The sequence below is a fragment of the Mesorhizobium sp. BE184 genome (genome assembly GCF_031457045.1).
Classification (GTDB): Bacteria; Pseudomonadota; Alphaproteobacteria; order Rhizobiales; family Rhizobiaceae; genus Mesorhizobium.
Window position 1 is genome coordinate 489,363 of the sequence record NZ_JAVDVU010000001.1, and the last position, 18,359, is coordinate 507,721.

The following is an 18,359-nucleotide window of genomic DNA, read 5'->3' on the forward strand; positions in this document are numbered from 1 at the left end:
TAAAGCCTGCCGCACTTTCGTGGCGGCGTTTTCATGGTTATCTATGTCATGCGCCGGATGTAGCGTCCGGCGCATGATTTATTTCTGTCCCGCGAGAACCGGCACATGATGCGGCAGTATGAGCTTGTCGAGCGCGTCCAGCGCTACAAGCCAGACGTAAACGAGGCATTGCTCAACAAGGCCTACGTCTATGCCATGCAGAAGCACGGTCATCAGAAGCGGGCCTCCGGCGATCCCTATTTCTCGCATCCGCTCGAAGTCGCAGCCATCCTCACCGATATGCATATGGATGAGGCAACGATCGCCGTCGCACTTCTGCACGATACGATCGAGGACACGACCGCCACCCGGGCCGAGATCGATGAATTGTTCGGTCCCGAGATGGGCAAGCTCGTCGAGGGACTTACCAAGCTCAAGAAGCTCGATCTCGTCTCCAAGAAGGCCGAGCAGGCGGAGAACCTGCGCAAGCTGCTGCTGGCCATTTCCGAGGATGTGCGGGTCCTGCTCGTCAAGCTTGCCGACCGGCTGCACAACATGCGCACGCTCGACCATATGCCGGAGGCCAAGCGCCTGCGCATCGCCGAGGAGACGATGGAGATCTACGCGCCGCTGGCCGGGCGCATGGGCATGCAGGGCATGCGCGAGGAGCTGGAGGAAATCGCCTTCCGGTACATCAATCCGGAAGCCTATCGCGCGGTGACGGCTAGGCTGGCGGAGATTTTCGAGCGCAACAAGGGTGTGCTGCAGGAGATCGAGAAGGCGCTGTCAGCCCTGTTCGAAAAATATCAGATCAAGGCGAGCGTGAAGAGCCGGCAGAAGAAGCCATGGTCGGTCTTCCGCAAGATGGAAACCAAGGCGCTGTCGTTCGAGCAGTTGTCGGATATTTTCGGCTTCCGCGTCGTCGTCGATACGGTCGAGGATTGTTACCGGGCGCTGGGCGCCATCCACACCAGCTGGTCGATGGTCCCCGGCCGGTTCAAGGACTACATCTCCACGCCCAAGCAGAACGACTACCGTTCCATCCACACCACCATTGTCGGCCCTTCGCGCCAGCGCGTCGAACTGCAGATACGCACGCTGGAAATGAACAAGATCGCCGAGTACGGCGTCGCCGCGCATTCGATCTACAAGGATACGGGCGGCAAGGCCAATGGCGCCGCCAACACCATCTCCAAGGATACGAACGCCTATGCCTGGCTGCGCCGCACCATCGAGCAGCTTGCCGAGGGTGACAATCCGGAGGACTTCCTCGAAAACACCAAGTTGGAACTGTTCCAGGACCAGGTCTTCTGCTTCACGCCGAAGGGCATGCTGATCGCCTTGCCGCGCGGGGCGACGCCGATCGATTTCGCTTATGCGGTTCACACCGATGTCGGCGACACCTGCGTGGGCGCCAAGGTCAATGGCCGCATAATGCCGCTGATGACGGAACTGAAGAATGGCGACGAGGTCGAGATCATCCGCTCCAAGGCGCAAATTCCGCCAGCGGCGTGGGAGTCGGTCGTCGTCACCGGCAAGGCGCGGTCGGCGATCCGCCGGGCCACCAAGAACGCCATACGCAAGCAGTATTCCGGGCTCGGTATTCGCATTCTGGAGCGCGCCTTCGAGCGCAATGGCAAGTCCTTCGCCAAGGAAAGCCTGAAGCCCGTCCTTCATCGTCTGGCCCGCAAGGACATCGAGGATGTGCTGGCGTCGGTCGGTCGGGGTGAGCTTGCTTCCTCCGACGTCCTCAAGGCGGTGTTCCCCGACTACAAGGACGAGCGGGTCACCACGCAGCAGGTCAAGCCGCGCGAGGAAGGCTGGTCGCGCATCCGCAACGCAGCCGGCATGCTGTTCAAGATGCCAGGACGCGCGGCGCGCCGGGAAAGCCAGCCGAAGGACGATGCGGTGCCGATCCGTGGCGTTCGCGGCGACCTGCCGGTGCGGTTTGCGCCCGAGGGCGCCGTGCCGGGGGACCGCATCGTCGGCATCGTCCAGCCTGGCTCCGGCATCACCATCTACCCGATCCAGTCGCCGTCCCTGACCGCCTTCGACGACCAGCCCGAACGCTGGATCGACGTGCGCTGGGACATCGACGAAAACAACAAGGAGCGGTTCCCCGCCCGCGTTTCGGTCACCGCCATTAACGCACCGGGCTCACTTGCGGAGATCACGCAGGTTGTCGCTTCGAACGACGCCAACATTCATACGCTTTCGATGGTCCGCACCGCACCCGATTTCACCGAGATGCTGCTTGATCTCGAAGTCTGGGATTTGAAGCACCTCAATCGGCTGCTGTCGCAGCTCAAGGAGAATTCCAGCGTCAGCGACGCCCGCCGCGTCAATGGCTGATTGGACTTTGTGAATGCTGTTGCTGCTTGAACCTGATTGCGCTTGAGCGCTGGCGGGTCCATATGAGGTCGGTCTTAAGGCACTGCTGATTGAAATGCTGTTCAAACGCCGGAAAACAGAAACGCTTGGTGAACGATTGCGCGTGTGGCTTTGGCCGCGCCGGTCGTTCTCGCGCTCACTGCGCTATTTCTCCAAGCGTGTGCTGAGGCTCAACGCCACGCCGCACGCGGTTGCAGCGGGCGTCGCGGCAGGCGTCTTCGCCTCATTCTTCCCGCTCGGCTTTCATTTCATCATCGCCGTCGTGGTCGCCTGGCTTTTCGCCGGCAATCTGGTCGCGGCGGCTATCGGCACGGCGCTCGGCAATCCGCTCACCTTTCCTATCCTGTGGGGCGCGTCCTATGAGACCGGCAAGCTGATCCTGCATCATCACATGCCGCCGCATGGCCCGCCCGCCGATCTCGGCGACCTGATGCACCATCTCTCCTTTGCGCAATTGTGGGGGCCGGTGCTGAAGCCGATCACCATCGGCGCTTTGCCGCTGGGTCTGGTGTTCGGCCTGCTCTTCTACGGACTCACCCGTTGGGGCATGGGCGTTTTCCGCGAGCAGCGCCGCAAGCGTCTGGCCGCCAAGGCGGCACGCAACCATGCGTCCGCCCCTCCCCACGGCAGCATTGGCTCCACTGCTCGATGATCATCGGCATCGGCAGCGACCTGATCGATATCCGTCGCATCGAAAAGTCACTGGAAGCCCATGGCGAGCGCTTTATCCGGCGCATCTACACCGATATCGAACGCCAGCGTTCCGAAAGCCGCCGTGGCAGTGCGGCCTCATACGCCAAGCGCTTCGCTGCCAAAGAAGCGTGTTCCAAGGCCCTGGGTTCCGGCATCGCCTATGGGGTCTACTGGCGCGACATGGGCGTGGTCAATTTGCCGGACGGCAAACCCACCATGGAATTGACTGGCGGCGCGGCTGCGCGGCTGGCCGGTATGATCCCGCATGGCCACCGACCTGTCATCCATCTGACCATCACCGACGATTTCCCGCTCGCTCAGGCGTTCGTGATCATCGAGGCGCTGCCGGTCTCACAAGCGCCATAGTAATGGGCCTTTGCACGTCTTATTGGCGTTGCCCCCTTGGCGCTGAAACCTTATAGAACCATCGATAAACGAGGACGACATGAGCGTGGCTGACAAATCCGACAAGAAGTCCGGCGGGCTTGGCGAAACCGTCAGCGTCATCGTTCAGGCGCTGCTTCTTGCGCTGGTCATCCGCACGCTTTTCTTCCAGCCGTTCTCCATCCCGTCGGGTTCTATGCGTCCGACCCTGCTTGAGGGCGACTATTTGTTCGTCACCAAATGGGCTTATGGCTACTCGCGCTATTCGCTGCCGTTCGGCCCCAATCTATTTTCCGGCCGCATCTGGGGTTCCGATCCCAAGCGCGGCGATGTCGCGGTATTCAAGTTCCCGCCGAATCCTTCGCTGGATTACATCAAACGCGTGGTCGGACTGCCGGGCGATCATATCCAGATGAAGCAGGGCCAGCTCTTCATCAACGGCACGGGCGTGCCGCGCGAGAAGGTCGGCCAGATCGATGATCGCGACATCACCGAGGTCAACGGGCCGGTCGATGTCTACAAGGAAACGCTTCCCAACGGCGTCAGCTACAACACCCTCGACCTGTCGCCGAATACCATCGGCGACGACACCAAGGAGTTCGTCGTGCCGGAAGGCCATTACTTCATGATGGGCGACAACCGCGACAACTCCAGCGACAGCCGCTTCAGCGTCGGTTATGTGCCGGCTGAGAACCTCGTCGGCCGCGCCAACATGATCTTCTTCTCCATTGGCGGCGGCTCGAGCCCGCTCGAGATATGGAACTGGCCGTCCTACATGCGCGCCTCGCGCCTGTTCCATTTCGTCAATTAAGTATGGCGACGAAGCGGCTGACAGCGGACGAGCTTGCCGAAGCGCTTCGCGAACGTACAGGTCACAGCTTTCGCGACCCACAGCGCCTGCAGCGGGCACTGACCCACGCCAGCGCGCGCAGCGCTCATGCCGGCGTCGATTACGAGCGTTTCGAGTTCCTCGGCGACCGGGTACTCGGCCTCGTCGTCGCCGATATGCTGCTGGCGGCATTTCCTGAGGCGCTGGAAGGCGAGCTGTCGCTGCGTCTCAACGCATTGGTCAATGCCGAGACACTGTCGCGCATCGCCGAGGAGATCGGCTTGCCGGAATTGGTTCGCGCCGGCAGCGACGTGCGCAATCTGGCCGAACGCAAGCGGACCAACCTGCGCGCCGATGCGCTGGAATCGCTGATCGCGGTGCTTTATCTCGACGGCGGGCTGGAAGCGGCCCAATCCTTCATCCACCGTTACTGGCAGCCGCGTTCGCAGGCCATGGGCGTGGCGCGGCGCGACCCCAAGACCGAGTTGCAGGAATGGGCGCATCAGGCAGCCGGCGCTGTTCCCGACTACCTGGTCGAGGCGAGGGAGGGACCGGATCACGATCCCCTGTTCACCGTCCGCGTGAAGGTCGGCGTGTTTGAGCCTGCGGTTGGCAGCGGCCGTTCGAAGCGCGAGGCCGAGCAGGCCGCGGCGGCAGCCTTGCTGGTGCGCGAAGGCATATGGACCAGCGAAGGAGCCACCCCATGACCATGGCCGAGACGCCCGCGACACATTCGGGCTTCGTCGCCCTGATCGGCGCTCCAAACGCCGGCAAATCGACATTGGTGAACCGGCTTGTCGGCTCCAAGGTTTCGATCGTCACTCACAAGGTGCAGACGACGCGTGCGCTGGTGCGCGGTATCGCAACGCATGAGAATGCCCAGATCGTCTTTGTCGACACACCCGGTATCTTCAAGCCGAAGCGTCGGCTCGACACCGCCATGGTCACCACCGCCTGGGGCGGGGCGAAGGATGCCGACATCGTGCTGGTGCTGATCGACGCCGAGCGTGGCATCAAGGGTGACGCGGACGCCATCCTTGAGCGTTTGAAGGATGTCCGCCAGCCGATGGTGCTGATCCTCAACAAGGTCGACAGGGTCAAGCCCGAGGCGCTCCTGGCGCTGACGGCGACGGCCAACGAGCGTGTGCCATTCAAACGCACCTTCATGGTCTCCGCGCTGACCGGTTCCGGCTGCAAGGATTTGCTTGATTATCTGGCAGAAAGCCTGCCGGCAGGGCCCTGGTATTATCCAGAGGACCAGATTTCCGATCTGCCGATGCGCCAACTCGCAGCCGAGATCACACGCGAAAAGCTCTATCTCAGGCTGCATCAGGAACTGCCTTATTCCTCCCATGTCGAAACAGAAAAGTGGGAGGAGAAGAAGGACGGTTCGGTCCGCATCGAACAGGTCATCTATGTCGAGCGCGACAGCCAGAAGAAAATCGTGCTTGGCCACAAGGGCGAGACCATTCGCGCCATCGGCGAGTCCTCGCGCAAGGAGATCGGCGCCATTCTCGAACAGAAGGTGCATCTCTTCCTGTTCGTGAAGGTGCGCGAGAACTGGGGCGACGATCCCGAGCGCTATCGCGAGATGGGGCTGGAATTTCCTCACTGACGCTCCTGCTGGAGAGGCACCATGGTTTCCATGACGGTCGAGCTTCGAAACCTTGAAGGAACCGAGGCTGCCGTCGGCTGGGCTGGTGCCCACACGGTCTTCATTGATCGGCCCGTAGGGAAGGCCGGCGGCAAAGGCTTGGGCTTCAACGGCGGCCAGATGCTGGCGCTGGCGATCGGCGGCTGCTTCTGCAACGATCTGCGTTACGTCGCACACGGTATGGGTGTAGCGCTCGGCCGCATTGCCGTCAGCGTCACGCTGGAACTCGACGGCGAGCCGCTGCTGGCGACATCGGCGACAATAACGGTCTCGTGCGAAACGCTGGACGGCTCTAATCCGCAAATGCTGATCGAAAGAGCCAAAGCCGACAGTACGGTGTCCAATTCACTGGCCAGAGGCTTTCCGGTGACTGTCGCGACGGCCGCAAACCGCCCGTAGGCTAGATTGGGCCCTGGCTGGAGCGCTGTTTTAGCGGCTCACAGTTTTCGCCCTGGGTCCGCCTGCATGAAGCGGCGAGCCAGCCCAGCCACGGCGCCTCGAACCACCAGTAGAACCGGCCCGTGGTCAGGAGGACCGCCAGCCTGCCGAAGCCGATGGCGAGAAGGATGGAACGGACGGCGTCCACCGCGCCGAGCACCCCGACCCGCCGGTTTCAAGGCCGTCTGTACGGTCCGGCAAATCGTGGCGGGAGCGTTTGCGAACTCCTTGATTTCGCCACCGAACCCGTCAAAGCTTTCACGCATGGAATGGCGTGACGAGGGAATCATCCTGGGCACCCGAAAGCATGGCGAGACGAGCGCCATTCTGGAGGTGATGACGCGTGCCCACGGCCGCCATCTCGGCCTTGTGCGCGGCGGCCGGTCGCGCAAATTGCAGCCCGTGCTTCAGCCCGGAAACCGCGTCGACCTTCTGTGGCGCGCGCGGCTCGATGAGCATCTTGGCGTGTTCCAGGCCGAGGCGCTGGAGATGAATGCCGCGCGTTTGATGGACAGCGCCGTCGCGGTCTACGGCCTGCAGGTGCTGGCAGCGCATCTGCGCCTGCTGCCGGAGCGCGATTCCCACGCGGCGCTCTACGAAACGCTGACGATCATGATGCCGCATCTCGATGACGGCGATGCCGCGGGCGAACTCGTGGCCCGTTTCGAACTGCTCATTCTGGACGAACTGGGGTTCGGGCTCGATCTTTCCCACTGCGCCGCGACTGGCGCTCGCAGTGATCTTGCCTATGTCTCGCCGAAGTCGGGCAGGGCGGTATCGCGCGCGGCGGGCCAGCCCTGGCATGACAAGATGCTGGTCTTGCCGGCATTTTTACAGCGGGGTTCGGGCTTGCGCGCCGACTTGGTGGGGATAGACGACGCGTTCAGGCTGACTGGTTTTTTCTTTGCTCGCCATGTCTACGAGCCGCGCGGTATCAATGAACCGGATGCGCGGAACGGCTTTCTTGCCGCGTTGCGTAAGCACCATGCCGCCCAACGGCTGCTGGCCGGGGACACTGCCGCATGAGCGGAAGAACAGTCCAATGAAGACTGGTCTGGTTTGAGGGAGCCGCCATGTTTGAAAGTCTGATCGGCCTGGCCGTCATCGTCGCGCTGCTTTTTATGGCGGTACGCCAGCAGAAGCGGCTCAATCTGGTCGAGCGAGAACTCGGCGCGCTCCGCAACATGGTGCTTGCGGGCGTCGCGCTGCCAAAAGCCATGGCGGCTGAGAACCAGATGACGCGGCAAGCGGAGACACCTTCGCCGGAGGCCGAACTACCAGATGCGGAGGTATCGCAGCCTGCCGCGACCTCCGTGGACGAGGAAACGGTATCCGGACCCTGGGCGGTGGCTGCCGGATCCGATAAGACAGAGCCGGATGAAACGCCGCCCGCCCAGCCCGCTCGCCCCACGGGCCGGCCTGACATCGAGACCGCGCTCGGCACCCGCTGGGCGGTCTGGGTTGGCGGCATCGCGCTGGCCCTCGGCGGCCTGTTCCTCGTCAAATACACCATCGAGGCCGGCATTTTCGGCCCGGGCGTCCGGCTCACGCTGGCGGGCCTGTTCGGCCTGCTGCTCGCCGGGGTCGGCGAGTTCATCCGCCGCACCGGCTTCAAGGTTCCGGTTCAGGGCGTTGCTGGCGCGTACATTCCCGCGATCCTGACCGCCGCCGGCGCGTTCACCCTGTTCGGGGCGGTCTATGCCGCGCACGGCGTCTACGGTTTTGTAGGCCCGACGGCGGCCTTTGCGCTGCTGGGCCTGATCGGCATCGCAACGCTGGCCGCGGCGCTTGTGCATGGACAGGCGCTCGCCGGCATTGGCCTGCTCGGCTCGCTGGCGACACCTATGCTGGTTTCGTCGCAATCGCCCAATGCCTGGGCGCTGTTCGGCTACATCGCCATCGTCCTCGCGGCGACGGGCGCAGTCGCGCGCATCCGGTCCTGGAATTTCCTGATGGCGGCGGCATTCGTCGGCAGCGGTCTGTGGATGCTTGCTTACCTGATGCAGGCGCCGCTGCCGGACTTCACGGTGATCGTGTTCATCGCCGCCGTGACGTTGGTGGTGCTGGCGTTCGTCTGGCTCGGACGGCATGATTTTGGCTCGCAGCCGGTCCGCGCCTTCGATGTCCCCTCCGTGGCGGTCGCGGTCTTCATTGCTCTGTCGGCGTTGGCGCTTTTCATCTACCCGCCTTTCGCCGCTACCGGTGGCGTTCTATCGGGCGCGGTTCTGATCGTGGCGATGCTTGCCGTGGCGTTCTACCGGCCGATGGCGATGCCACTCCTCTATGGCGCCGGTATTGCTGCGACGCTGGCGTTCCTGCACATTCTTCCAGTCGTTTCGGTGTCGCTGGGACTTTCCGGCGGATATCTTGAAATGGGCGGCGTGGCGACCGTCGGTTCCGACCCGGCGATGAAGTATGCAGGCTTGGTTCTCGGCCTGGTCTTTGTCGCCGCCGGCTTCTGGACGGCTCGCCGCGACATAGCCCGGCCTCTCGCTTCCGTCTCCTGGACCGGCTGGGGCGTGGCGGTTCCACTGGTCATCCTGACAACGCTCTGGATCGCGTTCGGCAATATCGACCGGGATTTCTTTTATGCTGCCATCGCCTTGCTGCTGACGGCGGTCTTTGTAGCGGGAGCCGAATGGATCGCCCGTGCCGAACAGCCGCCGCTCTCTGGCGGCTTTGCCGTTTCCGCTGCGTTGGCGGGAGCGGGCCTGGCCGGTGTCCTGTTCATCCACATGGCATTCGGGTCCGGACTGACGACTGTCTTTTCCGGATTGCTTGCCGTCGTCCCTGCGCTGGCGACGCGCTGGCGCTCCTATCCGGTGCTTGGATGGCTGTCGGTCGGCTCCCTCATCGCGACGATCTGCCGTGTCGCGTTCGATCCGACCATCGTCGGCGCGGCATTCCTGTCGACGACGCCGGTGTTCAACTGGCTGCTCGCCGGCTACGGCATTCCCGCGCTGGCCTTCGGTTTCTCGGCCTGGCAGCTTGTCCGGACGACCGGCGGCCGGCCCCGCTTGGCCATGGAGGCGGGCGCTGCGCTGTTTGCGTTGCTCACCGTGGCCATGCTGGTGCGCCATGCCATGCATGGCGGCGTTATCGACGATGGCGCGCTGACGTTGGCCGAACAGGCAATCTATACGCTGATTGCTCTGGGTGCGGGCGGCATCCTCATCGCCATCGACATGCGGTCGCCGAGTTCCGTGATGCGCTACGGTTCATTGGCAGTAGGCGTGATGTCCGCTGCCAGCATCGTGATCCAGCATTTCTTCTGGCTCAACCCGCTGTTCACAGATGAAGCGACGGGCAGTATCCCGGCGTTCAATCTCCTGTTCCTGGCCTATCTGCTGCCGGCGGTCGCTGCGGGCGGATTGGCGTTCTATGCGCGCGGCAAGCGGCCCAAATGGTACTCGGCCATGCTGGCGCTGGTCGCGTCGCTGCTGGCCTTTGCCTATGCGACACTGTCCGTGCGCCGTGTCTTCAAAGGCGAGTTCATCGGCTTGTGGAGCGGCATGGAACCGCTGGAAACCTATTCCTATTCGGCGTTGTGGCTGGTGCTCGGCGTCGCGCTGCTGACGCTTGGCGTGTGGCTGGGTTCGCAGGTGCTGCGCATCGCTTCCGCGGCGCTGATTTCGATCGCGGTGCTGAAGGTCTTCCTTTTCGACATGTCGGAGCTGGAAGGTGTTCTGCGCGCGCTGTCGTTCATCGGCCTCGGCGTCGTGCTGATCGGCATCGGCCTGTTCTACCAGCGGCTGCTGACCCGCAGTGCAAGGGAACGCCCGCAGCCCGGATAATGTGAGCTGGCGGGAATAAAAGCGCCGCGCGCATCGTTGTCTTTTCGGCTGGGTCGATTCCGCGATCTTGCTTGCGCAAGAGGGGCAGGCCGGGTTCAATCGACATTCGGCCAGGCACGGCATCGAACCGGCGGGCAATGGAAGCGAAGAAGGCAGCGATCCTCAACGAAATACCGCGTTTGCGCCGCTACGCACGCTCGCTGCTGCGCGATCGCGACGCGGCCGACGACCTCGTGCAGGACTGTCTTGAGCGCGCGCTGCTGCGCCTGGACAATTGGCAGACGGGCGAAACGCCAAGGAAATGGCTGTTTACGATCATGCATCATCTGTTCATCGACGGGCTACGCAGGACGAGCCGGCGCGGCGAGGCGGCGATGCTGCCGCTCGACGCCGGCGAAGTGTCGTCTGTGCCCGCCGAGCAGGCGGAGAACATGGCTTCGCGCGCGATCATCGATGCATTGCAGGCGATCGGACCAGATCGCCGCGCGGCGCTGGTGATGGTCGCCATCGAAGGGTTTTCCTATGCCGAGGCGGCGACAATTCTTGGCGTCCCGGCCGGCACGCTGATGTCGCGCATCGCCCGGGGCCGTGAGGATTTGCGTGTGCTTCTGGAGGGTAGCGCGCGCCGCAGGGCGATAAGGATCGTCGAGAAATGACCGGACGCGATTTTTCCGAACACGATATCCACATGGCCCTCGATGGCGAATTGCCGGCCGAGGAACGCGCCGCCTATGAGGCATGGCTGGAACTCAATCCGGAGATGAAGGCGCGCAGCCAGCGCTACGCCGCCGACCGCGACGCGCTCCGCCAAGCCGTCGCGCATGTTCCGGATGAGCCGGTGCCGGCGCGCCTGACAAGGATGGTACTCGGCGAAATGCCGAAGCGGCAGGCAGGTTTGCGCTCGCGCTGGTGGTTGGCAGCCGCGGCGGCGGTGCTGTTTATGGTTGGCGGTGCCGGCGGCTATCTGGCTGGTGCGCGCGGCACCGGCTTCGAAGGTCCGGAGGATCAACTGGCGGAGGAAGCCATCGCCGCGCATGTCATCTATGCTGCCGAGCAGCGTCATGCGGTCGAGGTGCCGGCCAGCGACAAGGATCATATGCAGAGCTGGCTGTCGAAGCGGGTCGGCATCAAGCTGGTGGCGCCAGACCTTGCAACCGATGGCTTCGAACTCGTCGGCGGCCGCCTCCTTCCGGCAGGCGCCAACAGCGCCGCCATGCTTCTTTATGAGGATCAGAAGGGCAATCGCATCTCCGTTTTCGTCACGGCCGAGGCCGTCAAGAAAAGCAGGGGCAGCTATGCGCAATCCGATGACGGGCCGCGCGCGGTTTACTGGCTGGATGAGGGCTATGGCTGCGCCATCGTCGGCTCGCTGCCGCGCGAGCGCTTGAACGAGGTGGCAAAAAGCGCCTACAGGCAGTTGCTGGCCGGCATGACGACCTGAGAATCTCCCAATCGACACGGCTCGTGCGGTCCGCCGACTGGGCTTTCGATACAGCTGATGCCTCCTGCGGCGAGGCTTTGCGCCAGCCATGGAATCCGTCACAATTCAGCCTAAATCGAAGCGCGATAGCGCTATTTGTGCGCCGTCGATCCGGCTGGTTGTGCGAGACATCCGGACCGTTATTTCCCCGTCCCTCGACCGAGGTTTTTCAGCCTGCATGCCTGCTGAAATCCGCATGGCCCGCGCGTCTGATGTCGATGACCTCGCCGCCATCGAGGCCTCTGCTTTTCAGGCCGATCGCATTTCCCGCCGCTCGTTCCGCCGGCTTGTCGGCAAAGACACCGCCGCCATTCTGGTCTCGTTGCAAGACCGGATGCTGGCCGGCTACTGCGCCGTTCTTTTCCGGGCTGACAGCCCTCGCGCTCGCCTCTATTCAATTGCGGCGGCACCCGGAGTCAGTGGCGTCGGCCGGCTGCTGCTCGAGGCCGCCGAGGAAACAGCTGCCGGACGGGGGTGCAAATCCCTGCGGCTGGAGGTGCGGCAGGACAATGCACGCGCCATCGCGCTCTACGAAGCCGCCGGTTACCGCCGCACCGGCCGGGTCGAAGGCTACTACGCTGACGGCATGACGGCGCTGCGTTTCGAGAAGCTCTTATCTGGCGGAAAAGTCCCGTCCGGTGCGGCCCCCACTCATCCCGACCAGCCAAAGGTGCGTGAAGCATGACCTGGGTGATTTTGACGGGAAGGCAGAACGATATCGATCCGGTGGCGACGCCGCACAAGATCATCACCAGCCGCGACTATCTCGCCCACCCTGCGCTGTTCCGTGGCCAGCGGCCCAAGGTTATCAACCTGTCGAACAATTATGCCTACCAGAGCCGTGGTTACTATGCCTCGCTTCTCGCCTCGTCGCGGGGCCACAAGGTGATCCCGACGGTGGAGACGATGATCGACTTGTCGGAGCGCAAGCTCTACGAGAATTCACTGCCGGAGCTCGAGCTGGCGCTCAACAAGTGCCGCAAGGATCTCGGCGGCTCATATCCGGCAAAGGTACACATCTTCTTCGGCATAGGCCCGTCGAAGGCATGGGATCGCTTCGCCCGGCTTCTTTTCGACTGGTTTCGCGCCCCGGCTCTCGAAGTCACCATCAAGGACGCTGCCGAATGGGCTTCGATCCGCAAGATCGGCTTTCATCCGCTGGCGCGCATGGACGACGACGAGGAAGAGCGCTTCCTGACCTGCATGGACACCTATACGGGCCGCGAATGGCGCGACACCAAGGCGCGGACCCCGGCGCGCTATACATTCGCAACGCTGATCGATCCGCAGGAGGAATTGCCGCCGTCGGAAATCTCCTCGCTGCGTCATTGGGCGCGGATCGCCGAAAAGATGGGCGTTGAAGTGGAGCCGATCACCAGGCGCGACCTGGCCAAGCTGGCCAACTACGACGCCCTGTTCATCCGCGAGACGACGTCGATCTCCAACCATACCTATCGCTTTGCCCGCCGGGCCCAGCAGGAAGGCATGCCGGTGATCGACGATCCTCTGTCGATGATCCGGTGCACCAACAAGGTCTATCTCAACGAACTGATGACCTACAACAAGGTGCCGGTGCCGCCGACGGTTATGATCGCCGGGCTGTCCGATCTTGAAACGGCAGCCCAGACGCTCGGCTTCCCGCTTGTGCTCAAGATCCCGGACAGCGCCTTTTCACGCGGCGTCAAGAAGGCGTCGAACTTTGCCGAGCTGAAGGCGCTGGCGACCGAATGGCTGGAGGATTCCGATCTTCTGATCGCGCAGAAATTCATCCCGACCGAATATGACTGGCGCGTCGGCGTACTCGGCGGTCAACCGCTTTTCGCCGTCCACTATCTGATGGCCAAGAAGCACTGGCAGATCGTCAACCACAAGGCCAACGGCAAGCCGGATCAGGGCGGCATCAGGACCTTCACGCTGAAACAGGCGCCGGCGCATGTCGTCGAGACGGCGGTCAAGGCTGCCCGCTGCATCGGCGACGGGCTCTACGGCGTCGATCTGAAGGAAACCAAGGACGGGATTTTCGTCATCGAGGTGAACGACAACCCCAACCTGGACCATGGTTGCGAGGATACGGGCGAGAAGGACGAAGTGTGGACCCGGCTCACCCAGTGGTTTCTCGACCGGCTGGAACGGCAGGGCCGGTAGCCGTTCGCAGTCAGACGATGATGGGCGCCGCCGCTCCGTCCATGCTCACCGATACGCCGGTGATATAGCTCGCTCTGTCGGACGCCAGGAACAGGACGGTGTCGGCGATCTCCTGCGGCGTCGCCGCCCGGCCCATCGGAATGCGCGACAAGGCACGTTGCCGCGCCTCGTCTTCGGATATCCCGTGCAGGGAGGCTTCCGCGCGAAGGCCCTCGGTGACACGGCCCGTTTCGGTCAGTCCCGGATTGACGGCAACCACGCGGATGCCGCGTCCGGCATAGGCGGTCGCCAGTCCCGCCGTGACCAGCATCAGGCCGGCATTGGCCGCGCCGCCGGCAATGTGGGTGGGCGAGGCGATCTTGCCGCCATTGCCGATGACATTGACGATCACGCCGCTGCCACGCGCCGCCATCAGCTTCACCACCGGGTCGATGATATTCACATAGGAGAAGAACTTGGCGTCGAACGCCTTGCGGTAGGCGACCGGCGACAGCTGATCCGGCGGCGTGCGCTGGGCGGCGCCGGCGCTGTTGACCAGGACATCGACTGGCCCCAGTTCGCGTTCGATCGTTTCGACGACGCGCGCCGCCTCTGCCTCATCGGACAGGTCCGCCGCCAGCCCGTACGAACCCGGCAATCGCGCGCAGGCATTTTCGACGTTCTCCTTCGAGCGCGAAACGATCGAGACCCGCGCGCCTTCGCCGGCGAAAGCCTGCGCACAGGCCAGCCCAATGCCCTTGCTGCCGCCGGTCACGACGACGATCTTTCCCTTCAGGCCAAGGTCCACGATCAATCTCCTCCTTGCCGCATCGCGTCGAGTTCCGCGAACCGCGCAAGGAATGCTTTCTGCGCCCAGATGGTCGAGCGCGGCGCAAGGTCCAACCGGTCGGCGGAAAAGCCGCGCGGACGCCCGAAGAATTCCGTTGCCTCGGCCACAGCGAAGCCGGCAAGCTCCGTCGCCTCGAAATAGGCGGCGATCTGGTCGGCGCGCTTGATGTCCTTGGCCAACCCGACGCCGGGCTCGGCCGGCAGCGAAAAACGGAGATGGATGGCGCGCTGCAGCCGCAGCTCGCAATCCTTGTAGCCGCCGCCCATGACCGATTTGAACGGTGAGATCATGTCGCCGATGACATATTCCGGGGCGTCGTGGAGCAGGGCGGCCAGCCGCTGGGCCGACGACGCAACCGGTGCGATCCGGGCGAAGATCGTTTCGACCAGAAGCGAATGCTGGGCGACGGAAAAGGCATGGTCGCCCCGGGTCTGGCCGTTCCAGCGCGCCACGCGGGCAAGGCCGTGAGCGATGTCGGAAATCTCGATGTCGAAAGGCGAGGGGTCGAGCAGGTCCAGCCGCCGTCCCGAAAGCATGCGCTGCCAGGCGCGGACCGGCGCGCCGGCGCGGTCGGCTGCCATCAGGCTTCCTCCGTGTTTTCCGGAAAGGTGAATCTCGCCCAGTCCGGAATAGAGAGATGAACAGGTACGACACCCGCCAGGATCGCCTTGCCGTCATCAACCGCGGCCTTCACACGGTCGATGCGCGCAACCGCCAGACCGGCGCTGCCGGACGTCGAGCCCAACGCGCCAACCGGCCGGCCATCCACGGTCAGTTCGGTTCCGGCGGCAGGCAAGGGCGCATCCGCGGACACGATCAGCACCCGCCGCCGCGCCGTGCCGCGATGCTGCATCCGCGACACCACTTCCTGGCCGACATAGCATCCCTTCTTGAAGCCGACACCGCCGTTCTGGTCGAGGAGAACGTCGTGCGGGAAGGCATCGCCGAGTTGATAGTCGACCCCGCTCTCGGCCACCCCATGCGCGATGCGGAAGGCATGCCAGGCGGCCGAGTCTCCCTCATCGGATCGCACGCCATAGACGCGCACGACATCGCGGTCCGCAAAGCGTCGGTCGGATACTGCCGGCTCGGCCTTGCCTGAATCAAAGTCTGAGGCAATTGAATCGATCTGCCATTCCACGGAGACAAGCGACTGTTCCTGTTTGGAAATGTCCACCTTGGCCCGCAGCCGGTAAAGCATTAGCCTGCGCATGAAATCGTCGGCAATGTCGGCGCGGCACTCCAGCAGGAAGCCATCCTCGCCGGCGCGCGAAATCAGGAAATCGAACAGGATTTTGCCCTGCGGCGCCAGCAGCGCTCCGGGCTTTGCCTCATCCGCGCCAAGCTGGTCCAGATCGGTTGTGACGATGTTCTGCAGGAAGTGCTCGGCCTCGGCCCCGGATACGGAAACGAGCGCACGGTCTTTGAGCAGGGCGGATGGCATGTGTCGGGCGGCCTGAATTCTGCAAAACGGTCAGGCTTAGGTAAGCCTCCGCAACTTTCCCCGCAAGAGAGCCGGAAGCGTGAACCTCAATCGGCTCAGTCGCCCGCGACGAAGAACTTCCAACGGCCCTCGGGCGTGATTCCGACACGGTAGAAGATGTAAGCGCCGAACTGCTTCATGTCCTCGTAGTCGCCGGCGGTGACGATCTTGAACAGTTCCACCCGCTGCCGGGCATCGAGCTTGTCCAGCGGCAGTGCGAAGAAATAAGGCCAGACATAAAGCTCCTGGTCGGTGCCGACGTCGATATGGGAATAACCGGCGTTCATCACCTCTTCCATGATCGCCAGTATTTCCTGCCCCTCGGTGTCGCCGGAGAGGCCCTTGAGGAAGTCGATCGGGTCGCCATCGATATCGGTGAGGGAAAGCTGGGTCATCGAATCCCCTGTGCCGATCAGCGGCCGCAGCTTTTCAATGTCGCCGCTCTTGGCTGCTTCGACGATCAGGTCGTGCATGCGCCGTACCGGTTCAGGCAGTTTCGACAGATCGTAGACGACTTCGGGCAGCGGCGCCGCGGGATCGACATGCGGGCTGGATGGGCCGCCGCTTTGCGGAGGGGTGGCCGGCTCCACCTGTTCAGGTTCGTCCTGATCGGGCGCGGTCGGCTTGTCGTCGGCAGGCGGGGAAGGCTGGATCGGGTCCGGCAGGGGAACGCCGGTATCCGGCCCGCTGTCTTCGCCGGCGTCAGGCTGTTCGGCCGGCTTCGCCAAATCCTCACGCTTGATTTCGCTAAGGGCATGAGCCGGCTGGGCATATAGTACCAGGAGCGGCGTAAGGCTTGCCGACAGGAGGGCGAGCCAGAGGCTCAGAGCCGATACATGCCGCCGAACGCCGGATTTTTCTTGTCTGAACACCCGCTTCTCCATGTCGGACGCCGCGCCCGAAAAGTAAGCCCAAGGCGGAACGCCACCTGGCCGGGCGCCGACTCAGTGCCGTAATTGGTCGGGGTCGAAAGCGCCAGCGATCACCTTTTCACGCATCCTGTCCAGCAGGGCAAGAGCCGCCGTTTCGCCGTTGGCGCGCAGCATTTCCGCGAACGCCGTTTCAAGCGCCGCCTCTGCGATGATTTCCGGCTCGATACCTGCCGAAAGCCCTTCGGCCCAGGCTTCGTTGTGGCTTTCGACAGCGGTCAGGCGTTTTTCTTCCCGGACCAGCGCATCGATATCGCTGAAGCTATGTTCCATAGGCGACTTCCACCCTTTCAAGTGTCGATCCTTCAAATACGGATCAAACTCGACTTGTCCCTTTAATGTCCCGTTAAGACTCTAGCACAGGCTTCCGCCGCTGTACGCTCGCCTTTGCCGGAAAAGTTAACGGCCTGTTAATTGCCGTAGCGCGAAGCGATGTCGCGCGAAAGGGCTTCCCCTTCCTTGACATAGCGGCTGATTGCCTCGGTCGCCGATGGTGTACACTGGCTGTACGCGGTCCCGAACGAGCGATAGCCACGATTGAAGGAGGCGATGAAACGCGCCTTGCGCTCCGGATCCGGACTTTCCGATTCGAGCAGTTTCTCCATCTCCGTCCGCCAGTTTCCACCGGTCTCTCCGCACAGGCTGCGCAGGAAGTGGAGGGAGCCGAGTATTTCGGCGAGGCGCATCAGCCCGGATTCGAATGGCGCTTCCACGGCGCGGGCAGGCGACAAGGCGATTCCGGCGGCGATGCCGGTGGCAAGGCAGGTCGAAAGCAAATGCGAAGCGCGGCGCATAAACCCTTGTGACGAAACAATTTGTCAGCCGCAAGACCGCCATGCTGACAGGGGCTGCGTTTTCAGTCCTTGCCCAGCAATTCGCTCGCGATGGTAAAGACCGAGCCGGCCAGAGGCAGATCCGACATTTCGGCCAGCGTGTAGAAGGCCGCGCTTTCGGCATCGTCCGCGGCCATCGCCTCGCCGCTCACATACCGCGCGCCGAACACGGTGAGGCGATAGTCGACCGGATGGCCTTCACTGGAACCTTCGATGAAAATGGTCTCGACCGGTCGGAAATCGTTGGCCTCCAGCCCGGTTTCTTCCATCAGTTCCCGCCGCGCCGCCTGCTCGAGCGTTTCTTCCGACTCTACCTTGCCGCCGGGAAAGGCATACAGCCCTTGCGATGGCGGCAGCGCGCGCTTGACCAGCAAAACCGTGTCGCCGCGCACCACGGCAACCGAGACGGCCGGCATTTCTTTTCTCTTGGCCATGAGGCTGCCTTGGATGTGCCTTCTGTGGATCGATAGGCTCTCTGCAGCTTTAAAGGTTGCGGCC

At 63.2% G+C, this 18,359-nt stretch carries 20 protein-coding genes; 13 read left to right on the top strand and 7 right to left on the bottom strand.

Features of this window, described 5'->3' with window-relative positions; translation table 11 throughout:
- The first annotated feature begins 105 nt into the window (after window positions 1–105).
- The 13 genes from J2X35_RS02295 (at window position 106) to J2X35_RS02355 (ending at window position 13,787) form a co-directional block, all read left to right on the top strand.
- Entirely contained in the window at window positions 106–2,331 is a 2,226-nt protein-coding gene (locus J2X35_RS02295; protein ID WP_056108201.1) for a bifunctional (p)ppGpp synthetase/guanosine-3',5'-bis(diphosphate) 3'-pyrophosphohydrolase, read from the top strand.
- A 94-nt stretch (window positions 2,332–2,425) separates the two neighbouring features.
- The gene (locus tag J2X35_RS02300) at window positions 2,426–3,022 is read left to right on the top strand and encodes a DUF2062 domain-containing protein (protein ID WP_310180686.1); all 597 of its coding nucleotides are present in this window, start codon (window positions 2,426–2,428) and stop codon (window positions 3,020–3,022) included.
- Window positions 3,019–3,429 carry a holo-ACP synthase gene (gene acpS, locus J2X35_RS02305; RefSeq protein WP_310180687.1) on the top strand — a complete coding sequence of 137 codons (411 nt, stop codon included), beginning with the start codon at window positions 3,019–3,021 and terminating at the stop codon, window positions 3,427–3,429. The genes J2X35_RS02300 and acpS overlap by 4 nt, the downstream gene beginning before the upstream one ends.
- Before the next feature lie 79 nt (window positions 3,430–3,508).
- Window positions 3,509–4,258, top strand: a complete 750-nt coding sequence (lepB, locus tag J2X35_RS02310) for a signal peptidase I (protein WP_056108210.1) — start codon at window positions 3,509–3,511, stop codon at window positions 4,256–4,258.
- Between the two features lie 2 nt (window positions 4,259–4,260).
- Window positions 4,261–4,983 carry a ribonuclease III gene (rnc, locus tag J2X35_RS02315; protein WP_310180689.1) on the top strand — a complete coding sequence of 241 codons (723 nt, stop codon included), beginning with the start codon at window positions 4,261–4,263 and terminating at the stop codon, window positions 4,981–4,983.
- Window positions 4,980–5,891 carry a GTPase Era gene (gene era, locus J2X35_RS02320; protein ID WP_056108216.1) on the top strand — a complete coding sequence of 304 codons (912 nt, stop codon included), beginning with the start codon at window positions 4,980–4,982 and terminating at the stop codon, window positions 5,889–5,891. Before rnc ends, era begins: the two co-directional genes overlap by 4 nt.
- A gap of 21 nt (window positions 5,892–5,912) precedes the next feature.
- The gene (locus tag J2X35_RS02325; RefSeq protein WP_310180691.1) at window positions 5,913–6,329 is read left to right on the top strand and encodes an OsmC family protein; all 417 of its coding nucleotides are present in this window, start codon (window positions 5,913–5,915) and stop codon (window positions 6,327–6,329) included.
- Between the two features lie 303 nt (window positions 6,330–6,632).
- Window positions 6,633–7,394, top strand: coding sequence for a DNA repair protein RecO (gene recO, locus J2X35_RS02330; protein WP_310180693.1), 762 nt, complete (start codon window positions 6,633–6,635; stop codon window positions 7,392–7,394).
- A gap of 47 nt (window positions 7,395–7,441) precedes the next feature.
- Window positions 7,442–10,162: a DUF2339 domain-containing protein gene (locus J2X35_RS02335; protein WP_310180695.1), complete on the top strand. Its 2,721-nt coding sequence runs from the start codon at window positions 7,442–7,444 to the stop codon at window positions 10,160–10,162.
- A 137-nt stretch (window positions 10,163–10,299) separates the two neighbouring features.
- Window positions 10,300–10,818: a sigma-70 family RNA polymerase sigma factor gene (locus J2X35_RS02340; RefSeq protein WP_310180696.1), complete on the top strand. Its 519-nt coding sequence runs from the start codon at window positions 10,300–10,302 to the stop codon at window positions 10,816–10,818.
- A complete protein-coding gene (locus tag J2X35_RS02345) occupies window positions 10,815–11,603 on the top strand; it encodes an anti-sigma factor (protein WP_310180697.1) in 789 nt (262 codons plus the stop codon). Before J2X35_RS02340 ends, J2X35_RS02345 begins: the two co-directional genes overlap by 4 nt.
- 217 nt (window positions 11,604–11,820) lie before the next feature.
- Window positions 11,821–12,327, top strand: a complete 507-nt coding sequence (locus tag J2X35_RS02350) for a GNAT family N-acetyltransferase (RefSeq protein WP_310180699.1) — start codon at window positions 11,821–11,823, stop codon at window positions 12,325–12,327.
- Window positions 12,324–13,787 (top strand): RimK family protein, encoded by a 1,464-nt coding sequence (locus J2X35_RS02355; protein WP_310180700.1) that lies wholly within the window; start codon window positions 12,324–12,326, stop codon window positions 13,785–13,787. Before J2X35_RS02350 ends, J2X35_RS02355 begins: the two co-directional genes overlap by 4 nt.
- A 10-nt stretch (window positions 13,788–13,797) precedes the next feature.
- Here J2X35_RS02355 and J2X35_RS02360 read toward each other — a convergent pair whose 3' ends face one another.
- The 7 genes from J2X35_RS02360 to J2X35_RS02390 all read right to left on the bottom strand — a co-directional run bounded on the left by J2X35_RS02360 (window position 13,798) and on the right by J2X35_RS02390 (window position 18,295).
- A complete protein-coding gene (locus J2X35_RS02360) occupies window positions 13,798–14,574 on the bottom strand; it encodes an SDR family oxidoreductase (RefSeq protein WP_310180702.1) in 777 nt (258 codons plus the stop codon).
- Window positions 14,575–14,576: 2 nt separating this feature from the next.
- The gene (locus J2X35_RS02365) at window positions 14,577–15,197 is read right to left on the bottom strand and encodes an HD family hydrolase (protein ID WP_310180703.1); all 621 of its coding nucleotides are present in this window, start codon (window positions 15,195–15,197) and stop codon (window positions 14,577–14,579) included.
- Entirely contained in the window at window positions 15,197–16,060 is an 864-nt protein-coding gene (locus J2X35_RS02370; protein ID WP_310180705.1) for a folate-binding protein YgfZ, read from the bottom strand. The genes J2X35_RS02365 and J2X35_RS02370 overlap by 1 nt, the downstream gene beginning before the upstream one ends.
- Before the next feature lie 95 nt (window positions 16,061–16,155).
- Window positions 16,156–16,971 (bottom strand): hypothetical protein, encoded by an 816-nt coding sequence (locus tag J2X35_RS02375; RefSeq protein WP_405023171.1) that lies wholly within the window; start codon window positions 16,969–16,971, stop codon window positions 16,156–16,158.
- Window positions 16,972–17,043: 72 nt separating this feature from the next.
- Window positions 17,044–17,301 carry a hypothetical protein gene (locus J2X35_RS02380; protein ID WP_056108252.1) on the bottom strand — a complete coding sequence of 86 codons (258 nt, stop codon included), beginning with the start codon at window positions 17,299–17,301 and terminating at the stop codon, window positions 17,044–17,046.
- Window positions 17,302–17,438: 137 nt separating this feature from the next.
- Window positions 17,439–17,822 (bottom strand): TIGR02301 family protein, encoded by a 384-nt coding sequence (locus J2X35_RS02385; RefSeq protein ID WP_310180707.1) that lies wholly within the window; start codon window positions 17,820–17,822, stop codon window positions 17,439–17,441.
- A 62-nt stretch (window positions 17,823–17,884) separates the two neighbouring features.
- Complete coding sequence (locus J2X35_RS02390) at window positions 17,885–18,295, bottom strand: NUDIX hydrolase (protein ID WP_310180709.1); 411 nt, start codon at window positions 18,293–18,295, stop codon at window positions 17,885–17,887.
- Window positions 18,296–18,359: the final 64 nt, after the last annotated feature.

Bases quoted from the DNA above. Each gene is read 5' to 3' on its own strand.
- lepB (WP_056108210.1), top strand. From the start codon at position 3,509: ATGAGCGTGGCTGACAAATCCGACAAGAAGTCCGGCGGGCTTGGCGAA.
- J2X35_RS02345 (WP_310180697.1), top strand. From the start codon at position 10,815: ATGACCGGACGCGATTTTTCCGAACACGATATCCACATGGCCCTCGAT.
- rnc (WP_310180689.1), top strand. From the start codon at position 4,261: ATGGCGACGAAGCGGCTGACAGCGGACGAGCTTGCCGAAGCGCTTCGC.
- J2X35_RS02300 (WP_310180686.1), top strand. From the start codon at position 2,426: ATGCTGTTCAAACGCCGGAAAACAGAAACGCTTGGTGAACGATTGCGC.
- J2X35_RS02350 (WP_310180699.1), top strand. From the start codon at position 11,821: ATGCCTGCTGAAATCCGCATGGCCCGCGCGTCTGATGTCGATGACCTC.
- J2X35_RS02390 (WP_310180709.1), bottom strand. From the start codon at position 18,295: ATGGCCAAGAGAAAAGAAATGCCGGCCGTCTCGGTTGCCGTGGTGCGC.
- J2X35_RS02335 (WP_310180695.1), top strand. From the start codon at position 7,442: ATGTTTGAAAGTCTGATCGGCCTGGCCGTCATCGTCGCGCTGCTTTTT.
- acpS (WP_310180687.1), top strand. From the start codon at position 3,019: ATGATCATCGGCATCGGCAGCGACCTGATCGATATCCGTCGCATCGAA.
- J2X35_RS02340 (WP_310180696.1), top strand. From the start codon at position 10,300: ATGGAAGCGAAGAAGGCAGCGATCCTCAACGAAATACCGCGTTTGCGC.
- J2X35_RS02365 (WP_310180703.1), bottom strand. From the start codon at position 15,197: ATGGCAGCCGACCGCGCCGGCGCGCCGGTCCGCGCCTGGCAGCGCATG.
- J2X35_RS02325 (WP_310180691.1), top strand. From the start codon at position 5,913: ATGGTTTCCATGACGGTCGAGCTTCGAAACCTTGAAGGAACCGAGGCT.
- J2X35_RS02385 (WP_310180707.1), bottom strand. From the start codon at position 17,822: ATGCGCCGCGCTTCGCATTTGCTTTCGACCTGCCTTGCCACCGGCATC.
- J2X35_RS02355 (WP_310180700.1), top strand. From the start codon at position 12,324: ATGACCTGGGTGATTTTGACGGGAAGGCAGAACGATATCGATCCGGTG.
- recO (WP_310180693.1), top strand. From the start codon at position 6,633: ATGGAATGGCGTGACGAGGGAATCATCCTGGGCACCCGAAAGCATGGC.
- era (WP_056108216.1), top strand. From the start codon at position 4,980: ATGACCATGGCCGAGACGCCCGCGACACATTCGGGCTTCGTCGCCCTG.
- J2X35_RS02295 (WP_056108201.1), top strand. From the start codon at position 106: ATGATGCGGCAGTATGAGCTTGTCGAGCGCGTCCAGCGCTACAAGCCA.
- J2X35_RS02380 (WP_056108252.1), bottom strand. From the start codon at position 17,301: ATGGAACATAGCTTCAGCGATATCGATGCGCTGGTCCGGGAAGAAAAA.
- J2X35_RS02370 (WP_310180705.1), bottom strand. From the start codon at position 16,060: ATGCCATCCGCCCTGCTCAAAGACCGTGCGCTCGTTTCCGTATCCGGG.